At 49.7% G+C, this 20,989-nt stretch carries 15 protein-coding genes; 8 read left to right on the top strand and 7 right to left on the bottom strand.

Annotation, left to right across the window (positions count from 1 at the left end):
- The first annotated feature begins 5 nt into the window (after positions 1-5).
- The 4 genes from PN498_RS07090 to PN498_RS07075 all read left to right on the top strand — a co-directional run bounded on the left by PN498_RS07090 (position 6) and on the right by PN498_RS07075 (position 4,793).
- Positions 6-2,054 carry a ribulose bisphosphate carboxylase small subunit gene (locus PN498_RS07090; protein WP_272062025.1) on the top strand — a complete coding sequence of 683 codons (2,049 nt, stop codon included), beginning with the start codon at positions 6-8 and terminating at the stop codon, positions 2,052-2,054.
- 19 nt (positions 2,055-2,073) lie between these two features.
- Positions 2,074-2,637, top strand: a complete 564-nt coding sequence (locus PN498_RS07085; protein WP_272062024.1) for a hypothetical protein — start codon at positions 2,074-2,076, stop codon at positions 2,635-2,637.
- Positions 2,638-2,726: 89 nt separating this feature from the next.
- Positions 2,727-3,617: a carbon dioxide-concentrating mechanism protein CcmK gene (locus tag PN498_RS07080; RefSeq protein ID WP_272062023.1), complete on the top strand. Its 891-nt coding sequence runs from the start codon at positions 2,727-2,729 to the stop codon at positions 3,615-3,617.
- Between the two features lie 102 nt (positions 3,618-3,719).
- Entirely contained in the window at positions 3,720-4,793 is a 1,074-nt protein-coding gene (locus PN498_RS07075) for a DUF3616 domain-containing protein (protein ID WP_272062022.1), read from the top strand.
- Between the two features lie 60 nt (positions 4,794-4,853).
- Here the strand turns inward: PN498_RS07075 and miaA are convergent, their stop codons facing one another.
- Positions 4,854-5,792, bottom strand: coding sequence for a tRNA (adenosine(37)-N6)-dimethylallyltransferase MiaA (gene miaA / locus PN498_RS07070; RefSeq protein ID WP_272062195.1), 939 nt, complete (start codon positions 5,790-5,792; stop codon positions 4,854-4,856).
- A 192-nt stretch (positions 5,793-5,984) separates the two neighbouring features.
- Between miaA and gyrB the strand changes: the two genes are divergently transcribed.
- A complete protein-coding gene (gene gyrB, locus PN498_RS07065) occupies positions 5,985-7,922 on the top strand; it encodes a DNA topoisomerase (ATP-hydrolyzing) subunit B (RefSeq protein ID WP_272062021.1) in 1,938 nt (645 codons plus the stop codon).
- Positions 7,923-8,029: 107 nt separating this feature from the next.
- Here the strand turns inward: gyrB and PN498_RS07060 are convergent, their stop codons facing one another.
- From PN498_RS07060 to PN498_RS07045, 4 genes are all read right to left on the bottom strand, one after another.
- Positions 8,030-9,025 (bottom strand): lysylphosphatidylglycerol synthase transmembrane domain-containing protein, encoded by a 996-nt coding sequence (locus PN498_RS07060; protein WP_272062020.1) that lies wholly within the window; start codon positions 9,023-9,025, stop codon positions 8,030-8,032.
- A gap of 116 nt (positions 9,026-9,141) precedes the next feature.
- Positions 9,142-9,852 (bottom strand): C40 family peptidase, encoded by a 711-nt coding sequence (locus tag PN498_RS07055; protein ID WP_272062019.1) that lies wholly within the window; start codon positions 9,850-9,852, stop codon positions 9,142-9,144.
- 712 nt (positions 9,853-10,564) lie between these two features.
- The gene (gene clpB, locus PN498_RS07050) at positions 10,565-13,183 is read right to left on the bottom strand and encodes an ATP-dependent chaperone ClpB (RefSeq protein ID WP_272062018.1); all 2,619 of its coding nucleotides are present in this window, start codon (positions 13,181-13,183) and stop codon (positions 10,565-10,567) included.
- A 397-nt stretch (positions 13,184-13,580) separates the two neighbouring features.
- Positions 13,581-15,296, bottom strand: a complete 1,716-nt coding sequence (locus PN498_RS07045; RefSeq protein WP_272062017.1) for a hypothetical protein — start codon at positions 15,294-15,296, stop codon at positions 13,581-13,583.
- Positions 15,297-15,486: 190 nt separating this feature from the next.
- Here PN498_RS07045 and PN498_RS07040 point away from each other — a divergent pair, with 190 nt between their 5' ends.
- The gene (locus PN498_RS07040) at positions 15,487-15,732 is read left to right on the top strand and encodes a hypothetical protein (RefSeq protein ID WP_272062016.1); all 246 of its coding nucleotides are present in this window, start codon (positions 15,487-15,489) and stop codon (positions 15,730-15,732) included.
- Between the two features lie 6 nt (positions 15,733-15,738).
- On the opposite strand, the gene PN498_RS07035 is transcribed toward PN498_RS07040, so the two are convergent.
- Positions 15,739-17,415 carry a B12-binding domain-containing radical SAM protein gene (locus PN498_RS07035; RefSeq protein WP_272062015.1) on the bottom strand — a complete coding sequence of 559 codons (1,677 nt, stop codon included), beginning with the start codon at positions 17,413-17,415 and terminating at the stop codon, positions 15,739-15,741.
- Positions 17,416-17,868: 453 nt separating this feature from the next.
- Here PN498_RS07035 and PN498_RS07030 point away from each other — a divergent pair, with 453 nt between their 5' ends.
- Both PN498_RS07030 and PN498_RS07025 read left to right on the top strand, forming a co-directional pair.
- Positions 17,869-18,924, top strand: coding sequence for a tetratricopeptide repeat protein (locus PN498_RS07030; protein WP_272062014.1), 1,056 nt, complete (start codon positions 17,869-17,871; stop codon positions 18,922-18,924).
- Between the two features lie 366 nt (positions 18,925-19,290).
- Entirely contained in the window at positions 19,291-20,454 is a 1,164-nt protein-coding gene (locus PN498_RS07025; protein WP_272062013.1) for an NDP-sugar synthase, read from the top strand.
- Positions 20,455-20,529: 75 nt separating this feature from the next.
- Here the strand turns inward: PN498_RS07025 and PN498_RS07020 are convergent, their stop codons facing one another.
- Entirely contained in the window at positions 20,530-20,901 is a 372-nt protein-coding gene (locus tag PN498_RS07020; protein ID WP_272062012.1) for a response regulator transcription factor, read from the bottom strand.
- Positions 20,902-20,989: the final 88 nt, after the last annotated feature.

Below are 20,989 nucleotides of genomic sequence, written 5' to 3'. Positions count from 1 at the left end.
GGTTTATGATGACCCGGAGTGCAGCAGCTCCGCCAACGCCCTGGTCTCGGGATTTGGCAGAACCTGTAATAGATGCGTCAGCATTCATCCATCCCTTTTCACAGATTATTGGGGATGTCCGGATTGCTGAGAATGTTCTGGTTGCCCCTGGTGCATCTATTCGAGCAGATGAGGGATCTCCTTTTGCCATTGGCAAGGGAGTGACTATTCAAGATGGTGTTGTGATTCACGGCCTGGAAGACGGACGGGTATTGGGCAGTGATGACCAGCTTTATTCTGTCTGGATTGGTCAAAATGCTTGTCTGACTCATAAAACCATTGTTCACGGCCCGGTTTACATTGGTGATGGCTGTTTTGTCGGTTTTCGATCAACTATCTTTAATGCTCGTTTAGGGGCTGGATGCGTTGTCATGATGCATGCGCTGGTCCAGGATGTGGAGATTCCTCCTGGTCGGCTGGTTCCTTCTGGAGCCATCATTACCCGTCAGGAGCAAGCGGACCGACTGTCACCTGCAGAACCCAGCGATCTAGCCTTCGTTCAAGAACTTGTCAGTGTCAATCAGAAACTTCGGGAAGGATATGCCTGTGCTGCTGACGAAGCCTGCATCCGTGATGTGATTTCTGACCGCGATCGCCAACCGCTTACCTCAAATGCTCAAGACAACGGAAATAAGACCATGCAATCCCAAAAACTAACGCCCGATATCGTGCAGCAGGTACGACAGTTCCTGAATCAAGGCTATCGCATTGGAGCTGAGCACGCCGATAGTCGTCGCTATCGCAGTAACGTTTGGCAGACATGCCCTCCTGTTCAGTCCAACCGTGAGAGCGAGGTATTAGCTGCGCTAGAAGCCTGCCTTGCTGAGCACGCAGGAGAATACGTGCGCATTTTTGGGATTGATCCGGTTGCCAAACGTCGAGTTGCAACAACTACAGTTCAGAGAGCAGATGGTAAGTCAGTAGAGGTGCATTCTCAAGCTGTTCCGACAGCAGGGACTTCGCCCCGACCATCCTCGGGCGGTAGCTATTCCAGCAGCAGCAATCAAGAGGGTGGCTTGTCCCAACAGGTGCACAGTTGGCTCAGACAAGGATATCGCATTGGCTTGGAACATGCGGATGCCCGCCGTTTCCGCAGCAACGTTTGGCAAAGCTGCTCACCTGTGCAGTCCAGCAGTGAGCGCGAGGCTATGGCAGCTCTCCAAGCCTGTCTCAATGAGCATCAGGGAGAGTATGTCCGTATGTTTGGGATTGATCCTGTCGCCAAGCGCAGGATTTCACCCACGATCATTCAGCGCCCCAATGGCAAAGCAACCGTTGCGTCTTCCTTCTCAACTGCCTCTTCTTCCACCAATGGCAATGGCGGCGCGTCTTATGCACGTTCGTCTGCCTCGGGTGGTCAGTTAACTGGGAATGTAGCCCAGCAAGTGAGAGGCCTACTCAGCCAGGGATATCGTATCGGCACCGAACACGCGGATACCCGCCGTTTCCGCAGCAACGTTTGGCAGACGTGTTCCCCGATTGAATCTAACCGCGAGTCGGATGTACTCTCTGCGCTCAACGCCTGTGTACAGGAGCACCAAGGAGAATACGTGCGCATGTTCGGCATCGATTCAGTTGCCAAGCAGCGTATGGCTCCTACAATCATTCATCGCCCCGGAGATGTGGTGACGAACAGCCGGCAAGTGATGTCTACCGCTGCACCTGGGGTTCCCAATCCTGTGGAAGAGCCGCCTTCTTACCATGGAACCCGTTCTAACAGTTCACAATCCTACAATGGCTCTCAAAATGGCCAAGTTCTTTCTAACGACGTGGTGCAGCAGGTGCGCCAGTTAGTTAATCATGGTTATCGCATTAGCCTAGAACATGCTGACACAAGGCGCTATCGGAGCGGAGCTTGGCAAAGTGGGGGCATCTTAGAGGGACATAATCCATCCTCTGTGATTTCTGCCTTGGAGTCTGGCCTAGCCTCTCATTCTGGCGAATATGTCCGCTTAGTGGGGATTGATCCTCAAGCGAAGCGGCGGGTGCTAGAGACTACGATTCAACGTCCTTAATGCCAACTGCAGGGTACAGATGCGTGAACAGTTGAGGGCAACTGCTTTCTACATTGGGGATAACGTTGAGGTTGATCCTGACGTCGTGATTGCATCTGGAGCTGTTTTAGAGGCTGCCCCTGGGAGCCGACTTATTGTTCAGTCTGGAGTGTGTATTGGCTGTGCCGTCGTTGTTCAGGCCTATGGTGGAGACCTCACCCTAGCCACAGGAGTGAGTCTAGGCAAAGAGGTCTTACTGGTGGGAACCGGAACGGTGGGTGAAAGGGCTTGTATTGGTGCTGAGAGCACTCTGATCAATCCTGAGGTTGCGGCGGATGCTGTTATTCCAGCACGATCGCTCCTCGGTAATCCCACGGCCAACAATAGCAACGGTCAGGGCAACGAATTACCACCGGAGGCCAGCGAGTTCTTGGCAGAAAGTAGCCACGAAGATAACGGTAGCGCCCCCAATGACAACAACGGCAACGGTCAGGGGCCTTTAGCCTCTACCAACCCCGTGTATGGGCGAGACCAAGTGATGCAGCTCGTTAAAACATTATTCCCTCACCGTGATTCACTGAATTCGGGGAGTGATTCCTCATGATGTGACAAATTGCGGGTCTCTAACGACCTCTTTCTTAATCACTTCTTACAATGTAAAAAGCGATCGTCGATATTCTGTGAGGCCGCGCAATGGTGGCACCCCATTCAAACCTATCTCTGTCTAAACCCTCTTCTCGCTCACAAAGATGGGCTGCAAAATTACGGGGGGCTGCTCTCGGGCTGGTGTCTACCCAAAGCTTTCCAGCAGTGGTAGGGACGGCTGATGCCATGCTGAAATCAGCTGATGTCGTGCTGATTGGTTATGAAAAGACAGGTGCTGGCCAGTGTACTGCTGTTGTTCGTGGCAATGTTGCCGATGTACGCATGGCGGTTGAAGCCGGCACTCAGACGGCTCAGCAATTTGGACAACATCTCGCTTCTTCAATCATTCCGCGTCCGTTGCCTAACTTGGAAGCTGTTCTTCCCATTTGTGCTCATTTAGACCTATTAGAGCGTGTAGGTCGAGGGCATATGGGCAATCAAGCTCTCGGATTGCTAGAAACCCGAGGTTTTCCAGCAATGGTGGGAAGTGCTGATGCCATGACCAAAGCTGCCGAGGTCAAAGTGGTGGCTCATCAGTCGATTGGGGATGGATTGTGTACGGTGATCATTCGCGGATCGCTGTCTAACGTCGCGATCGCAGTCGAAGCGGGCATGCACGAAGCAGAACGCATTGGCGAACTTCATGCCGTGATGGTCATTCCCCGTCCGTTGGACGATCTCGAACACTCTCTGCCAATGGCAGAAGAACTGGAGACCGAAAAACCTGTTCGCCTTCCCCTCAAGCTGGAAGAGAAAGAAAAAGAACTGGTGGCTTTACCCGATGTGGTTGAAGCTGAAAAGGCTCAGGAACTGGTGTTACCTGCACCTGAGGAAGCTGAGGTCGTTCAAGATCTGCCATTGTCTAATCCAGAGCCTCAACGTCCTGTACAAAAGGTTGTGCCTCAACCGCCACCGCTCAAAGAGGGTGAATTGGACTAGAGATAGCGGTCACCCTTCATCAGGCTGTGTCTATCGCTGGGGGCAAGCGCCGCTGAGTCTAACTCGGTATAGTGCAAACAACTATTGAATTGCATGAGGTCCATGGCAGCCGGATACCTACTCAGCCGAGTTTTGCTTCAGTTTCAGAGCTCATCAGATGACTTGCTAGAAGAGTTATCGGCGATCGCTCGTACCCCTGATGGTCATCTTTGGGTGGGTTCTGACGAATATTTGACGTTGGAGCGACTGACACCGATGGGGAACGGTACCTACGGCGGACACAAAACCTTTCACCTCAAAGACTTTATTGATTTACCTGAGACTGATTCTGAAATTGACATTGAAGGGCTAGATTATGCGGATGGCTATCTGTGGGTCGTTGGCTCCCATAGCCTCAAGCGCAATAAGACGAAAGGAAAGAAGCCTCAAAAAGACATTCGTCGCTTATCCGAAATTGAGCGCGATCGCAATCGGTATCTGCTAGCTCGTTTGCCCGTTTTGAATGGTGACATTGTTCCGACCTATGCTCGGTCTGATGACGCAACCGATACGCTAACAGCTGCCATGCTTGAGCAGATAGACAATCACAATCTGCTCATCGAAGCACTGCTAGAGGATGAACACCTTGGTCCATTTTTGAAGATTAACTTACCTTCAAAAGACAATGGCTTTGATGTTGAAGGATTGGCGGTGGACGGGCATCACGTTTTCCTCGGTCTAAGGGGACCCGTTTTACGGGGATGGGCCATCATTATTGACATTGAACTCGAAAACCACGAACCGGGACGCCTGCGCCTTAAACCCTTAGATGACGGGTCCTGCTATCGAAAGCACTTTGTAGATTTGAACGGTTTAGGCGTACGAGAAGTCTGCTTGCATGGCGATGATTTAATTATCTTGGCGGGTCCGACCATGGAGTTGGAAGGCGCCATGCAAGTTTTTCGCCTGAAGGATGTCTTAGATCATGACAAGGATATGATTTGGGACCAAGAATCAGGCGCACTCGAATTGTTGTTTGACCTGCCATTTACGATTGGTTCAGATCACGCAGAGGGACTTACTTTATTCCCTTGCTTAGGGTACGACGAGGCCCTCATGATTGTTTACGATTCCCCTGACGAACGTCGTCGTCCTGAAGAGAACGCTATCTTGGCAGATATTTTTCGCATACCGTAAAACATCCTGCGCTACCGCATGTAACACCCTAGCTTCTTAGGCATCAAGATTTACGACCAGTTAAATCTTGACTGTCGGAAGGGCTGTCAAGAACGTTTGCACGGCATCCCAGACCTGTTCAACAACATCGATCGCCGCCGCATCGAACCAGCGAATGGGTTGCTTGCGAAACCAAGTGCGCTGGCGTTTAGCAAACTGACAAGTACTTTTGACAATGAGTGCTGTTGCTTCTGCAATTGAATAATCGCCTGCAAGGTAGCCCAACATCTCAGCATAGCCCAGCGTTTTGAGCAGAGGCAGGTCAGGACCATATTGCCGACAGAGCGTTTCAACTTCTGAGACCAAACCCTGCTCCATCATCTGTGCAGTGCGTTGCTCGATCCGCTTTTTAAGGAAATCAGTCTCACAATCTAGTCCTAAATACAAAACGGGATAGTTGGGCGGCTGTCGTCCTTGTTGCACCGAAAGAGGTTGACCTGTGACATAAGCAACTTCCAGGGCGCGAACGGTCCGGACTGAATCGTTGGGATGAATACGCTGCGCCGCAGTTGGATCAATGTGTTGCAGCATGGCATGGCACTGAGTCTGTCCTAGCTGAAGTAGCTGCGATCGCAATGCTGCCTGGGGAGCCACGGGTGGAATCCTGAGTCCGTCAACGATAGATGAAATGTAAAGTCCTGTACCACCGACTAACAAAGGTAGTCTTTCTCGGTTATCGTGAAGCGTCTGAATTAGGGTGTTAGCTTCTTGCTGATAGTCCGCCACGGTCATGGTCTCGGTTGGATTGCGGATATCAATGCAGTAATGGGGGGCCTGCGATCGCTCCTTCACAGTGGGTTTCGCTGTACCAATATCAAGCTCTCGGTAAACCAAACGAGAATCCGCACTCAAAATGGCAACTCTGAGACGTCTTGCTAAAGCTAGGGAAAGTCCAGTCTTACCAGTCGCCGTCGCTCCCCCTAAGACGACAAGACAAGGCTGATGCACGCCACCCCACATCTGGTGTAGATCAAATGTATTTTGAGCGATTGAATTCATATTTATGGAAGTAGGTTATAACATCCCTTGCGCTAGCATCCTCAGAAACTGCTCTCCGACCTGCATGAGTGCGTTTGTGATAGAATTTTAGGGTATTTTGACTTTGAAGATGGTTAGAGGGCGCTGAGACGCCTTTTTTGGAGCAAGGAATTTATGGCAACCAATTACGGTGCTGAGCAGATTCAGGTACTAGAAGGATTAGAACCTGTCCGCAAGAGACCTGGAATGTACATCGGCAGCACCGGACCACGAGGTCTGCACCATCTAGTGTATGAGGTGGTGGATAATTCTGTCGATGAGGCGCTAGCTGGATTCTGCAGCCGTATTGAAGTTGAGTTGAATCCTGACGGGTCTGTCACAGTTCAAGATGATGGCCGAGGAATTCCAACTGATGTTCATCCTCAAACCGGGAAGTCCGCGTTGGAAACGGTGCTGACGGTGCTCCACGCGGGCGGTAAGTTTGGCGGCGGCGGCTACAAGGTTTCAGGCGGCTTGCACGGAGTTGGCGTTTCAGTTGTCAATGCTCTATCTGAGTGGGTAGAAGTGACGGTATGGCGCGATCGCAAAACCCATATTCAGCGATTCGAGCGTGGTGCTCCCATTGGTGAATTACAGGTCAGCGACAGCAGCAACAATCGCACAGGAACCTCTGTTTCCTTTAAGCCAGATGCCACGATCTTCACCACGGGCACAGAGTTTGATTACGATACCCTGGCTAGCCGCTTACGTGAGCTAGCGTATCTCAATGGCGGCGTTGATATTGTCTTTACCGATAACCGTTTAGAACTCATCAAGGCTGAAGAACCTAGAGTGTCCCGCTATCACTACGAAGGCGGTATTAAAGAGTATGTCCAGTACATCAACACTGAGAAGCAGCCTCTACATGACGAGATTGTCTACGTGCAAGGCGAAAAAGAAGGGGTGCAGGTTGAAGTTGCTCTACAGTGGTGCGTCGATGCTTACTCCGACAACTTGCTAGGATTTGCCAACAACATTCGTACTATTGATGGTGGCACCCATTTAGAAGGACTCAAAACGGTACTGACTCGGACCCTGAACGTTTTTTCCCGCAAGCGCAACAAGCGTAAAGAAAGCGAGTCCAACTTGAGTGGTGAGAATATTCGTGAGGGACTGACCGGCGTCATCTCCGTCAAGGTCCCTGAGCCTGAGTTTGAAGGTCAAACGAAAACTAAATTGGGCAATACTGAAGTGCGCGGTATTGTCGATACGTTGGTGGGTGAAACTCTGACCGAGTACCTTGATTTCCATCCCAACGTTGCTGACTCCATTCTAGAGAAAGCGATTCAGGCATTCAACGCAGCTGAAGCGGCCCGTCGAGCGCGGGAGTTAGTGCGCCGCAAATCGGTGCTGGAATCTTCGACACTTCCAGGTAAGTTGGCGGATTGCAGTAGCCGAGATCCGGGAGAATCTGAAATCTTTATCGTTGAGGGAGATTCTGCAGGAGGTAGTGCTAAGCAAGGGCGAGATCGCCGCTTTCAGGCAATTCTGCCACTGCGAGGCAAAATCCTCAATATCGAAAAAACCGATGACGCTAAAATCTACAAAAATACAGAAATTCAAGCCCTCATTACAGCGTTGGGTCTGGGGATTAAGGGTGAAGAGTTTGATGAATCGCAGCTACGCTATCACCGCATTTGTCTGATGACGGATGCTGATGTAGATGGTGCGCATATTCGAACACTTCTCCTTACGTTTTTCTATCGCTACCAGCGGGCCTTGATTGACCAAGGCTTTGTCTACATCGCTTGCCCGCCACTCTATAAGATTGAGCGCGGTCGCAATCACTGGTATTGCTATAGCGAGCGCGAACGAGATGAGGTCATCAATGATTTTCCTGCGAATGCTAATTACAACATTCAGCGCTTTAAGGGCTTGGGTGAGATGATGCCGCAGCAGCTTTGGGAAACAACGATGAATCCTGACAGCCGCACCTTAAAACAAGTCGAAATTGAGGACGCAGCTGAGGCTGATCGCATCTTCACGGTGCTGATGGGCGATCGCGTCGCTCCCCGACGCGAGTTTATCGAAACCTACGGTCCAAAGCTTGATCTAGAAGATCTGGATATCTAGATTCACCATCCTAAAGATATCAAAGCTGTCGTTCAAATCGGCACTAGGATTTTCCAATACGACGTGCATTCACGTCAGTCAGAAAGCCTCAAACACAGCCTTGGAAACTATGCGTCCGTTGACGTAACTTGCGAAGAAATCATGCCCCTTGAGGGGGTTGGTTCAGGCGATCGTCGAGCAAGAATCAGATTCCAACGTTCGTCGATAAACGCCAAACCGGCTCCTAAGACTTCTGCCAGTGTGCTGTTTAATCGATAGAGCGCAACTGCTCCTAAAACAATTTCGACAGGAAACTGCGGTGTCAACACAGCTAGGGCCGTTGCTTCGAAGACACCCAAGCCACCAGGTGCACCGGGAACGACTAGACCCAACAGCCAAGCAAAACTGAAAGCACCGAGGATAACCCAGCTATCTCGAATAGTAATTACATCCAGCGATAGAAAACAGAGCAAGAAGCCAGAGCCACGCAAGACAACGAAAATAACCTCACCGATCAGAGGTTTGACAGGATAGTTACTCAGCTTTGGAATAATAGGCTGTCCTTCAAAATCAGTCTGCTTCATCTTCGTCTTGGCTAATCGACTCAGAATTGGATTAAGCACTCGTGGATGTACGAGAACCAAGATGCCTATCAGAATCAGACTTTGCAGAAAGGTGGACGGCAGAATGGCAACAACCAGCGCCAAAGCTGCGACAGCCATTAAAACGGGCTCTAAGATGACGCCAACAATGGAAACCCCAATGGGCGCACCAGACGATCTAAGAAACTGTACACGTCCGACAAAATGCCAAACATTTCCTGGTAAATATTTTCCTAAGTTGGTCTTTAGATACGTAATAACGGCCCATGTTGTAGAGACAGGGGCATTGAGTAACCGAACAATCCAATACCAAACCCAACCCGACCACACATGAGCCAGTAGTGTGACGCCCAAAGCTGTTATTAACTTGGGGAATACATGGGGGCTAAAGCGCACCGTCAAGATTTGCTGCCAATTGACCCGCAAAGTGTGGAGTATGAATCCAAACGTCAAGGCCAGAATAAACCACCGAACATAAGGTTTGAAACGCTTGAAAAGAGACAGAAATTTCGGTATTTTCACGGGGAGATCCCCAAAGTAACGTTTGAAAGTATATCTTGCCTTTTTTAATATCCTATGCATTAGCAGAAAGCTCCGGAGTTTTCCGGAGAAAGCAACGTTGCAAAGATGACTATCTTTCAGGAACCAGAACACTTGAGGGGTTGATAGCTAGCAACAACCCTCCCAGCTCCGCGAATTTGCTGGTAGTAAGCCTGACTGATAGGGTCTTGAATATTCTCAATAGAGTCAATGCCAATTCCGTTACGACCCTGCTCTTTTCCAGAGCTATGGATATATTTACCTTCTCCCAAATACAAGGCGACGTGGGTCGTACGATCGCTACTGCCAAAAAATAGTAAATCGCCCTGCTTCAGCTGGTCTAGACGAATCGGTTTAACGAAGTGTTCCTGCTGATAGGAATCACGAGGCAGGATAATTCCTGCCGAAGCAAATGCAGTTTGCACGAGTCCTGAGCAATCATAATTAGGACCAATAGTTCCTCCCCACAAATAAGTATTGGTCTGCGCCATAGCGTTATGTGCAAACCGGATAACGTCTGGAATCGCGGCTGCAATAGCCTCAGTCGAAGGATTCGAGGATAGGTAAGGCATTGGTGTAGGCGTTAGGAATGCTGCATCGTCAGCGGAAAGCCATCCAGGGTAATCATCTTCACAAAGACAAACCTTGATGGCACAGTCATCTGGCTTCTGCAGAATTTGGCGAACAATAAGATGCCTTCCAGTTTTGGCTTGAGTAACCAAACTTTGGCAGGTTGGAGACTTGTACAGATTGAGATTGGCCTGGCAGCAATATTCCTGACCTGCTTGAATCTCAGCACGTTGAACCATAGGTGTCAGAAGAGTAGATATATCCACGACGAGTATCAAGAACTTGTGAAAACGCTGTTACTGCTTGCTCAGTCGCTCCAACCAACGAATATAAAGTCTATATAAAGACACCCCTTCCACTTTGTAAAGGTGGCGATCGTAACCTGAGGTTTACATTCTTCACATTTGATAATACCCAGCAAGTTCATCTCTGTTAACTTTTTTACATCCACTGAGTCGAGATCTCTTACTCTAGAGGTAGGTATCAAAGGTTGATTGGTGTTCATAGCGACCATTACAGTCATCCTCAATCCCTCCGATCTAAATGCATTGGTTGACAAGCAATGCCAGGAGATTCTTCAGGATGCTGATACAGGTCTTACGCGCTCTCACCATCGCAACGATCTGTCCCTACACACACTCACGTTGGCTTAGAATGATTTGGGCAATTTCTAAACGCCCCTTGGACACGAATAAGGTGTAGCTTCTAGATTCAGGATTCTCAATTGCACCGTCGCTAGTGATGATGAAGTGATTCTTGTCCATTTGCTATAGCTATAGCCATCCAGGTTTGTGCATTCCCAATAGCATCCGGGTGCTTAGCATAGGCCAGATGGTTCGCCGTTTTGTCCTAGCGGAACCGGCGACGGCTATACATTGCAGAGCAATCAACCGCCACTTCCATAAATTAAACCCCAGAGCTTTAACTCGCTCTGGGGTTTTGATGATTCGACTACACCGTCGCAAGTTCAGGAGCTTGGCGTTTGAAGGTAAGGCGTTCGTTCTCAACATCAGCGTAGATACGATCGCCATTCACAAACTCACCCCTTAAAATACCCTTAGCAATGGGGGTCTCCAGTTCCTTCTGGATAGCTCGCTTCAGAGGACGAGCACCATAGACGGGATCATAGCCCACTTGCGCCACCCAATCGAGGGCGTCTTCAGAGAGGGCGAGGGACATCTTGCGATCGCCTAATCGCTTCTCCAACCGCTTGATCTGGAGCTTCACAATATCGCGCAGTTGCTCTTGGCGTAGGCTGTGGAAGATGATCAGCTCGTCTACCCGGTTGAGGAATTCGGGGCGGAAGTTAGAACGCATGGCCTCCATGACGCGATCGCGCATCAGGTCATACTTTTCATCATCGCCTGCCAGATCCAGGATGTACTGAGAGCCAATATTGCTGGTCATGATCACCACGGCATTGCGGAAGTCTACTGTGCGACCTTGGGAATCTGTTAAACGACCATCATCAAGAATTTGCAGCATGATGTTGAAGACATCAGGATGGGCCTTCTCAATTTCGTCAAACAGAATGACCGCATAAGGACGCCGCCGTACGGCTTCTGTCAGCTGTCCCCCATCCTCAAAGCCAACATATCCAGGAGGCGCACCGATGAGGCGGGCAACAGCATGCTTCTCCATGTACTCCGACATGTCAATCCGTACCATTGCCTCTTCGGTGTCGAACATGTAAGACGCCAGGGCCTTAGCCAACTCCGTTTTACCCACACCCGTGGGGCCAAGGAAGATAAAGCTGGCAATAGGACGATTGGGATCGGCTAGTCCAGCCCGCGATCGCTGAATGGCATCTGCCACCGCCGTCACGGCCTCATCCTGACCAATGACTCGCTGATGCAGTTCCTCTTCTAAATGCAGCAGTTTTTCCATTTCAGAAGCGACTAGCTTACTGACCGGAATTCCCGTCCACTTAGAGATGATTTCAGCAATGTCTTCTTCAGTTACCTCTTCCCGCAAAAGCGATTGCCCCGTGGTTTGAGCATTTTCCAGCTTTTCCTCAGCCTGCTCCACTTTGCGCTGAAGATCTGTCAGCTTGCCATACTTCAGTTCAGCAGCGCGATTCAGATCATAATTCCGCTCGGCCTGCTGAATCTCAATGTTGGTTTGATCCAACTCCTCTCGCAGTTTTTGAATATCGTCGATTAGGTCCTTTTCAGCCTGCCATTGGGCATTCAAGCTAGTCTGACTCTCTTTCAAGTCGGCCAGTTCTTTGTCCAAGCGTTCTAGGCGATCCAAAGAAGCGGCATCCGTTTCATTCTTAAGGGATAGACGCTCCATCTCCAGCTGAAGGATTTTACGGTCTACTTCGTCCAGTTCCTCAGGCTTAGAAGTGATTTCCATTTTCAGCTTGGCTGCGGATTCGTCCACTAGATCGATCGCTTTATCCGGCAAGAAGCGATCGCTGATATACCGAGTCGATAACACCGCCGCCGCAACTAAAGCGCTATCTGAAATCTTCACACCGTGGTGAACTTCGTAGCGCTCCTTCAGTCCACGCAGAATCGAAATAGTATCTGCAATGGATGGCTGATCCACAAAGACTTGTTGGAAACGCCGCTCCAGGGCTGCGTCTTTCTCGATGTACTTGCGGTATTCGTCCAGTGTCGTAGCTCCAATACAGCGCAGTTCACCTCGTGCCAACATCGGCTTCAGCAAGTTACCCGCATCCATGGCACCCTGAGTTGCCCCAGCCCCTACGACAGTATGAATTTCGTCAATGAACAGCACCATCTGTCCATCTGATTCCTGGACTTCCTTGAGAACCGCTTTTAAGCGCTCCTCAAATTCGCCGCGATACTTGGCTCCTGCAATCAGGGATCCCATATCAAGGGCGATAATTTTGCGATCGCGCAGGGACTCCGGTACATCCTTGCTAATGATGCGTTGGGCTAAACCTTCCGCGATCGCCGTCTTACCCACACCAGGTTCCCCAATCAGCACTGGATTGTTCTTAGTTCGCCGCGACAGAATCTGAATGGTGCGACGAATCTCATCATCCCGACCAATCACAGGGTCAAGCTTGCCTTCTCGGGCTAATTCGGTTAAGTCACGTCCATATTTTTCTAATGCTTCGTATTTCCCTTCGGGATTCTGATCAGTCACCTTCTGATTGCCTCGTACTTCCTTAATGATCTCTCTCAACGTGTTCTCGTTGAGTCCAAATTCTCTGAACAGCCCTTGACCAAAGCGATCATCTTTGGCGTATGCCAATAGCAAGTGCTCGATGGAAATGTACTCATCGCCAAAGTCTTTGCGGTAACTATCAGCGCGATCCAGCAGTTTATCTAGACTATTTCCTAAATAGACTGAACCGCCTGAGTTGCCAATTTTAGGCTGCTTGTTAATAAAGTCAGCAGTGCGATCGCGCAAATTTTGCACGTTGACTTCGGCCTTATTAAAAATCGAGACGGCTAATCCTTCCTGCTCCAGTAGCGCCTGCATCAGGTGCTCACTTTCGATCTGCTGGTGCTTCGCTTCCTTAGCAATCTCTGGCGTCCGCACTATTGCTTGCCACGCCTTCTCCGTAAACTGATTGGGATTGGTGGGTTGCATACTTCTCTCCGGCTATCAAGAATCTGTTCATACCTAGAATCAGAGGCCAGAAGTCAGCCGACAAAGCGCTGATGCCTGATGTCTGACATCTGATGTCTATATTTAATATGAAGGATTTCGATAATTTTCAGGTTCGTGATGCCGTATGCCAGAAGGTGCGATCGCCTCACTCATCTAGAAATATAGCTTTAGCCATCTAGTACCGCTACGCAGAATTCAAAATTCAAAATTCAAAATTCAGAATTCAAAACTCAAAACTAAGGCAGATAAGCTTTCCGAGCATTTTACACGGTGAGCCTGTTTCTGCCGTAGTGTCTAGGCTTGCGCATCTGTTAGCATCCGAATGCTTCAGATATCCAGATGGCTCACCGTCTTGTCCTAACGGAACTGGCGACGGCTATACGATTGGGTCCAGGTTTTCTGGGAAGAAACAAACGCCAATAGTTTCCACGTCTGCCCAACCGGTGGTGGGTCGCAAATAAAGGTCAGGCGGAATGAACATGCCTTCACCATTGGGTCCCGTGGGCGTAAACTGGCGACCGGCCTGGATCAAAGGCTTCAGCGCAGCATCCCGCTCGGCTTCCGAAGGATAAACCTTTTCGAGAGCTGTGATCACTTGGGTGACATAGGCATCAAATGCAATTGCCGTGGGTGCATTTAGATTGGCAATACTTTTGAATGTCTCTACCATCTTCATGAATTCAGCAATCTGTTTTTGGCCCACCTTCTTGTTATAGGCTTGAGCAGCACGCAATTCAGCTCCGGTCAGACCAGCGGTCTCTTTGCGGGGATAGGTGTCGTGAATTGCACCGTATGCGATGTCTGAAAATTCGTAGTACATGAAGGCTAAGCCAGTCCCTGATTGATCAGCATCAGGACAGCGATCATTGAGTGGCTTCAAATCAATGCCATCATCCACCATACCGATGTTGGCATTGGTGAGATTATTGTTCTGGTTGTCTGAGAGAAAAGCGCGATTATTAATGCGATCGCTGACCTTTTCGTACAGATCGGGATAACGATCTTCACCGTTTTGTCCCGCCAGCCATCGACGTAGATCCTCAATGTACGCTCTAGTCAAAACGGTAGTGACGCCGGTATTAATTCCCGCACTCACCAACTCAGCACAATAAGCCGTGTTGCGGGCTTCTCGTAGCCACTGTCGAGCAGCCGCATCACCATACACCGCCAAAATCAAGTTATTGCCCGCTTCCTGAATCTTTGCCTCGTTATAAATTCCAAGCGGATCTTCACCATTAAAGTTGCTGCTGGCAAAAGGAATATAGGTATTGGCGATCGCCGTCATTGTAATGATGTTCTTCTCGTAGGCGACTTTTTCAGCAGGGGTCAGCTCCGTTGGAAACTTCAATTTCTGCATAAAGAAAGACCCATAGCCGTTGCTTTGCCCTGCAAAGGCGCCGCCGATGTAGCTTTGGGGATTATTGATAGTCAGCACACCGCGCCTACCATCACTTTCAACCCCTACAGCCAAACCTGCATGACCAACATTACGCTTATGGGGAATCTCGCGAGCATTGAGGGTGGGATAGTAACCACAAACGGAGATCGCAATTTCTCCAGGAGCAATCAAGCGAGCCAAATCTTTTTGAGCAAAGGGATCCTCGCTGCTCTGGACTCGATAGAGAGGAAGGTCGGCGTTCGGATCCCACAGTGCTGGATACCCAACGATTTGAATGCCGTCGAAATCAGTAGCGATCGCAAACGCATCTTTGACGGTTGGATGTTGGCTGTTAGCTTTCCAGCGATATCGAGGAGCACTGTCAGATGACGCGGGGGATGCAGGGCTGGGAGTTGCCGCAGGAACCGAATTGCTGGGTTCAGCAGCAGAGTCGGTTTCATCGATGGCGAGCCCCGTCTCTAACTCTGTTGTTGAAGGAAGCGTTGTGGTGGAAGTTGATGCGTTAGTGCCTGGCTCGGTGATGGAGGTGTTTGTCTCTGATTCCGTAGTTGAGGTAGAAGTCGACACGGCCTCGTCAGTAACGGTATCCGTCTCTGGTGCCGCAGACCCAAAGGAGAAAAGGCGTCGTAAAATTCCCCAAAGTCCTCGATTAGAGGATTGAGACGATTGAGGGCGTCCAGACGGTCTAACCATAGTGTCGATTCCAAATTCAGGTAGTCAGCAAAATCAGTTTCAAGATAGGGCGATCGCTGCAACCCGCGCATTCTTCTTATCCGTTGAACCAATTAGCACAACGATTCGTATGCACAGCCGCACTTGTACCCAGCCAAACGATGGGTAGTTCCCTAAAGGTGCTCACAACTTGCACTGTTGTGAAGCCACTATGTCTATTGCAATCAATGGGTCTACCCAGGAATCCGGATTAATTTTTTGGCCGCTGGGCGATCGCCTTCTCCAAAACAGAATAGCGATCGCCTCTCAACACTCCTCAACTAGTCGTTATTCAAACAGCCTGTCGCGCTGCAAGTATCGCAACACATCGCCGGGGTCTTGGCGGATCAACACGCCGTTTTCGGGCACGTCGATTTTTGGACTCCACTCGATGCGCTCGATGCAGTTCCGCAGGTGAAACAGATCAATGGCGCTTTGGGTGTCGGCTTCGGTGCCGACGAGGATGTCCGCCCTCTGACTCCTGACTCCCACCTTCAGCGATATCTGTAGCGGTGTCTAAATGCTTCAACAGGGTCTGCTTGGGGAGGGGACCATGGATGTGGTCCCAAGGGAGGGGTTGGTTGCGATCCCAGTCGTCATGGACATAGAACTCTAACGGAGGAAGCTGGCCTTTGAGTTCTTTGAAAGCTCGTTTGTAGCTGCCGAGGGAATCGCCGAACTCGCGGGCTTGCAGCAGCAGTGGGGTAAGGCGGCGATCGCCCCGCGAAATCAGGGCTTGAATAATCGACCAGTTGTAGCTTTCTGGTCTGAAGTCAATGCCTTTGGGTCGTAAGCGTTTCTGCAAAAGCTTGAGGCGTTTTTCAGCCTGACGATTGACGCCTAGCCACTGAAACGGCGTATGTGCTTTGGGCACGAAGGTGCTACATCCCAAAGTCAAGCGCAAACCCGGGGCGGCTTTCTTGAGGGTCAGCATCAAATCAGCGGTGATTTCCAAATCCTCCGGAGCTTCCCCCGGAATTCCCGCCATGCCGTAGAGTTTCATCGCGCTCAGTCCGCCCGCTTTAGCGTTGATTGCCGCCGCGATGATGTCATCGGTCTCTAGCTTCTTATTGACAATCTGACGAACCCGTTCGGAGCCACTTTCGATGGCGATCGTGATGGATTTGGTACCGTGGCGCGTCAGCGTCTCTGTGAGCTTAGGGTTGACGGTATTGGTGCGAACGGATGCGAGACTCAGCCGGACATCATCAAATTGAGGCTGGTTAATGTAGTCCAACAGTTCATCAAACTCAGGATGCTGAGTCACAGAGGCTCCCAGCAGTCCCAATCGTTCCGTGACCGCCATACCCTTTTCAACGGCAGGGATGAGGCCACCGGCAACCGGAGCCGTGCGGAAGGGCAGGGTCAAATAGCTGGCGAGACAGAACCGACACATTTCTGGACAGCTCCGCACCACCTCCACCATATAGATATTTTCCCAAGCCGCCTTTTCAGTGACCACGGAGGAGGCTGACAGGGTATTGCCGCGATAGGTCTGCTTTTCAACGATGGCGGGAATATCGGCATTGACAGGCTGCACCGATGCCAGTGGCCCGGTAATGTCCTGGTAGGTCACCTCATAGAGCAGCGGCACGTAGATGCCAGGGACGGTCGCTAGGTGTTTGAGTTGAGTAGCGCGATCGCAGCCCCGCACCTGCTGATAGGCATCGATGAAGGCATCCAAAACCACTTCACCATCGCCCAACAACACCACATCAAAAAAGGCAGCAAAAGGTTCGGGGTTTGCCGTGAGAACGGGACCCCCCCCAAAGACCAGCGGATGTTCGTTGCCTCGTTCTGAAGCTAAGACTGGAATATCCAACGACTCCAACACGGTCAAGATATTGGCGTAGTCCAGTTCCCACGACATGGAAAACCCCAACAGTTGGGCTGCTGGGGGCAGCGACTCTTGAACGTCCATGAACAATCGAGAAACGGCCAAGTCAGACCGCTGCGCTAGCATCGCCCAGATAATTTGGTAGCCCAAACTGGTAATGCCAATGCTGTATTCATTGGGAAAGGCAAAAATTGTAGGTATTGCCTCATCTTTGGGGATAGCTGGCTCAAACAGCAGACGTTCAGCGTCAAATAGTGCAGTCAAAAACTCTTAAACCTCTTTCGTAAAATACCTAATGGCTATTTCTAGCTCGTTCTCTTACAGCCTAAAACAACCTTCTAAGTTTCTGAAAACACGGGAGTATCCTCATAAGCATGAACGCCAAACACTGGGCAGATGCACGGTTATCCTTCATGAAGGCTTCAATTAGGATCAAACAATACAGGTTCCCTACCACTAGTACATTACGGCAGAAATAGGCTCACCCTGTAAAACGCTCGGAAAGCTTATCTGCCTTAGTTTTGTAGAGCTTTGCTCTTCTCGCAGAGTATTTGAATTTTGAATTTTGAATTCCGCGTAGCGGTACTAGGTAGGTCTATAGCTCTCATTGAGTTCACCTCAGAACACACAGTTTTTGATTCAGTCTTTCAGAATTTACAGAGATATTCCTGAGTTTTTTGCCTGAGGCAAAAGACACTTCAGAAGGTATTCAAAACTATGCAGCAGACCCCTAGTTCAGTCCTCGAAAATTTATTAGAAGAAACCGTTATTGCGCCACACAAGGAGTTATCCGAACGGTCTCTAACTCAAGAACAGCAGACATGTTTATTTGCCGAGGCAAACCAATCGCTGAAACAAGGTGCAGCTCATCAAAGGCAAGGCAACACAATGGCAGCCCTAGCCGATTTTCAGAAGGCGCTACGGGCCTTTCGAACACTTAAGCAGTCGCGATCAGAAGCACAAACCGTGCTGGTTGTTGCTCATCTATGCTACAGCCTTGCCGATTATTTGTGGGCTGTCGATTACGCTCGTCAGGGATTAGAGATCGCCCATCGCCTAACCGATAAATCTCTACTGCATCAAGCGCTTAGCTGTTTAGGCAATAGCTATCGCCACTTAGGAGATTTAGACAAAGCAAAAATCTGTATGGCTCAAAGTTTGGGTTTGGCAAAAGAAACGATGGACGCTGATGCTGAAATGCGTTCATCTAGCAATCTTGCCTTGATCTATCGAGTGCAAGGAGACAACGAAAAGGCGGTTGCTCTTTATGAGAGGAGCCTATCGCTTGCCGAAACTCAAAATAACAAAACGACCCTTGAACAGATTTTGAGAAATCTAGGCAACACGTATCACGCACTTGGTCATTCGCGAAAAACGATTGAGCATTACGATCGCCTCTTGCGGCTCTGTCGAAATCGCATGGAGCTAAGGGTTGTCAACAAAATTCTTCGGAATTTACACAACGCTTGCTATTCGCTAGGTGATTACAGTCGGGCGATCGTTTACTTGCAAGAAAGACTGCAAGTTGTACGCCGCCTACAAGATCTACACGGGGAAACCCAGACGCTAGAAAGTCTAGCCATCAACTATGAGATTTTGGGTGAAACGACCAAAGCGTTGCAGGCGCGTGAAGAAAGGCTGAAAGCAGCCATGATGCTGCAAGACAGTCACCTGCAACGCCAAGCAATCTCTAGCTTAAGAACAGCCTGCCTCACAGATAGCGATCTTGACCGGGTGAAGCGATATCTAAATTACCTGACAGAGTCTATGTAAGCGGTCAGTCTAACGTGAGACGTCCGGGCTTCCACTTGAGCAGACCAAGAGGCAGCCTGGATGCCCTATATCTGTGGGCGTGAGCCAAGCATTTTTGCGGGTCATTGACGGATGAGGTTCACTAAATCTTTGTGAAGTAGAGGGCAATCTGTTACGTGAACTTGCCCGTCCCTCTGGGTATCCTCTGATAGCATACGGTAGTCTGAGGTTTCATAAAAAATCCGTCGATCATTCATATTGATCTAATTCGCCCTTATCGGGTATTCGAGTGCAATCGTGATCTGTTCAAAGCTATTTTGAGCGGTCATGAAGCCTCGGGTGTGTCCATTATGTAAGTAGTATTTTTAAGTTCAAAGAGGATGCCCTATGAAAGCCATGATTCTGGCCGCTGGTAAGGGAACTCGGGTTCGGCCTATCACCTACACAATTCCGAAACCGATGATCCCTATCTTACAAAAGCCAGTAATGGAATTTTTGTTAGACCTGTTGAAGCATCACGGCTTCGATCAAATCATGGTGAATGTGAGTCATCTGGCCAATGAGATCGAAGGCTATTTCCGAGATGGTCAGCGCTTTGGTGTTGAGATTGCCTATTCTTTTGAAGGGCGTATTGAAGATGGTCAACTGGTTGGGGATGCCCTTGGCTCTGCGGGAGGCATGAAGAAGATTCAGGAGTTTTCGCCCTTTTTTGACGATACTTTTGTCGTGATGTGTGGCGACGCCCTGATTGATCTTGATCTGACTGAAGCCTTGCGTCAGCACAAAGAGAAAGGAGCCATCGCGACGGTGGTCATGAAAACGGTTCCGCTGAAGCAAGTCCCTAGCTATGGCGTTGTCGTTACAGACGACGATGGCCGCATCAAGTCTTTCCAAGAAAAGCCTAAAGTTGAAGAAGCCCTAAGTACTAACATCAATACGGGCATCTATATTTTTGAGCCAGAAATTTTCAACTATATTCCTGCCGGAATGGAGTACGACATTGGGGGCGATCTGTTCCCGAAGTTGGTCGCCGCTGGCGCACCCTTTTACGGCATTCCAATGGAGTTTGAATGGGTTGATATTGGTAAGGTGCCTGATTATTGGCAGGCTATTCAGGATGTCATGACCGGACAGGTCAAACTGGTTGATATTCCTGGGGAGGAGGTCAAGCCGGGAATCTTCACAGGGCTAAACGTCAAGGTCAACTGGGACAAAGTGGATATTACAGGTCCGGTATATATCGGTGCCAGAACTCACATTGAAGATGGGGCAAAAATTGTTGGCCCGACTATGATTGGTCCCAACTGTGCTATTTGCAGCAATGCGATCGTCGATCGCAGTGTCATCTTCGAATACTCTCGCATCGGTTCTGGCGTTCGTCTAGTAGACAAACTGGTCTTTGGTCGCTATTGCGTAGACAAAACGGGTGCGTCTATTGACATGCAGGCCGCTGCACTTAACTGGTTGATTACCGATACCCGGCAGGTAGAACTGGCTAAGCCACCGATTGAGCATCACGAAATTGCAGAATTGCTGGGTCAGCAAGCCTGATACTGGCAGCAATGCGTCCTGAAGGGATGATAGGTGGCAACAGCCCCTCATCTCTTCAGGCTCGGTGGGTGTACCCTAGCCTTGTCCACGTAGAAGTTGTCTGACGGTCTCAACCATCTCATTTGGGCGAAAGGGTTTTGCAATATAGGCATCGGCTCCTTGTTTCATGCCCCAATAGCGATCGAACTCTTCTCCCTTGGAGGAGCAAATAACGATGGGAACATCTCTAGTTTTGGGATTGTTCTTGATCCATCGGGTCAGTTCGTAGCCATTCATATTGGGCATTACGATGTCCAACACCACCAAATCTGGGGGGCTGGCTTCAATCTTCTTCTGTGCCTCAGCGCCGTCTTTCGCCTCTAGGATAGTCATGCCAGCATTGATCAGTAATCCTGACACCATCTCGCGCAGGGCTGAACTATCGTCCACAATCAAAATTGTGCTCATGCTGTTGAATCCGCTCCGGGCACTTGCTATGACTGTATTATGGACAATCTTTGTCCTTTAAGAATCATCGAATTACCCATAACCGGAG

It is taken from the genome of Oscillatoria sp. CS-180 (assembly GCF_028330965.1).
GTDB lineage: Bacteria > Cyanobacteriota > Cyanobacteriia > Phormidesmidales > Phormidesmidaceae > Halomicronema.
The sequence above is the reverse complement of the archived record's forward strand: the minus strand, read 5'-3'. Positions and strand labels throughout refer to the sequence as shown.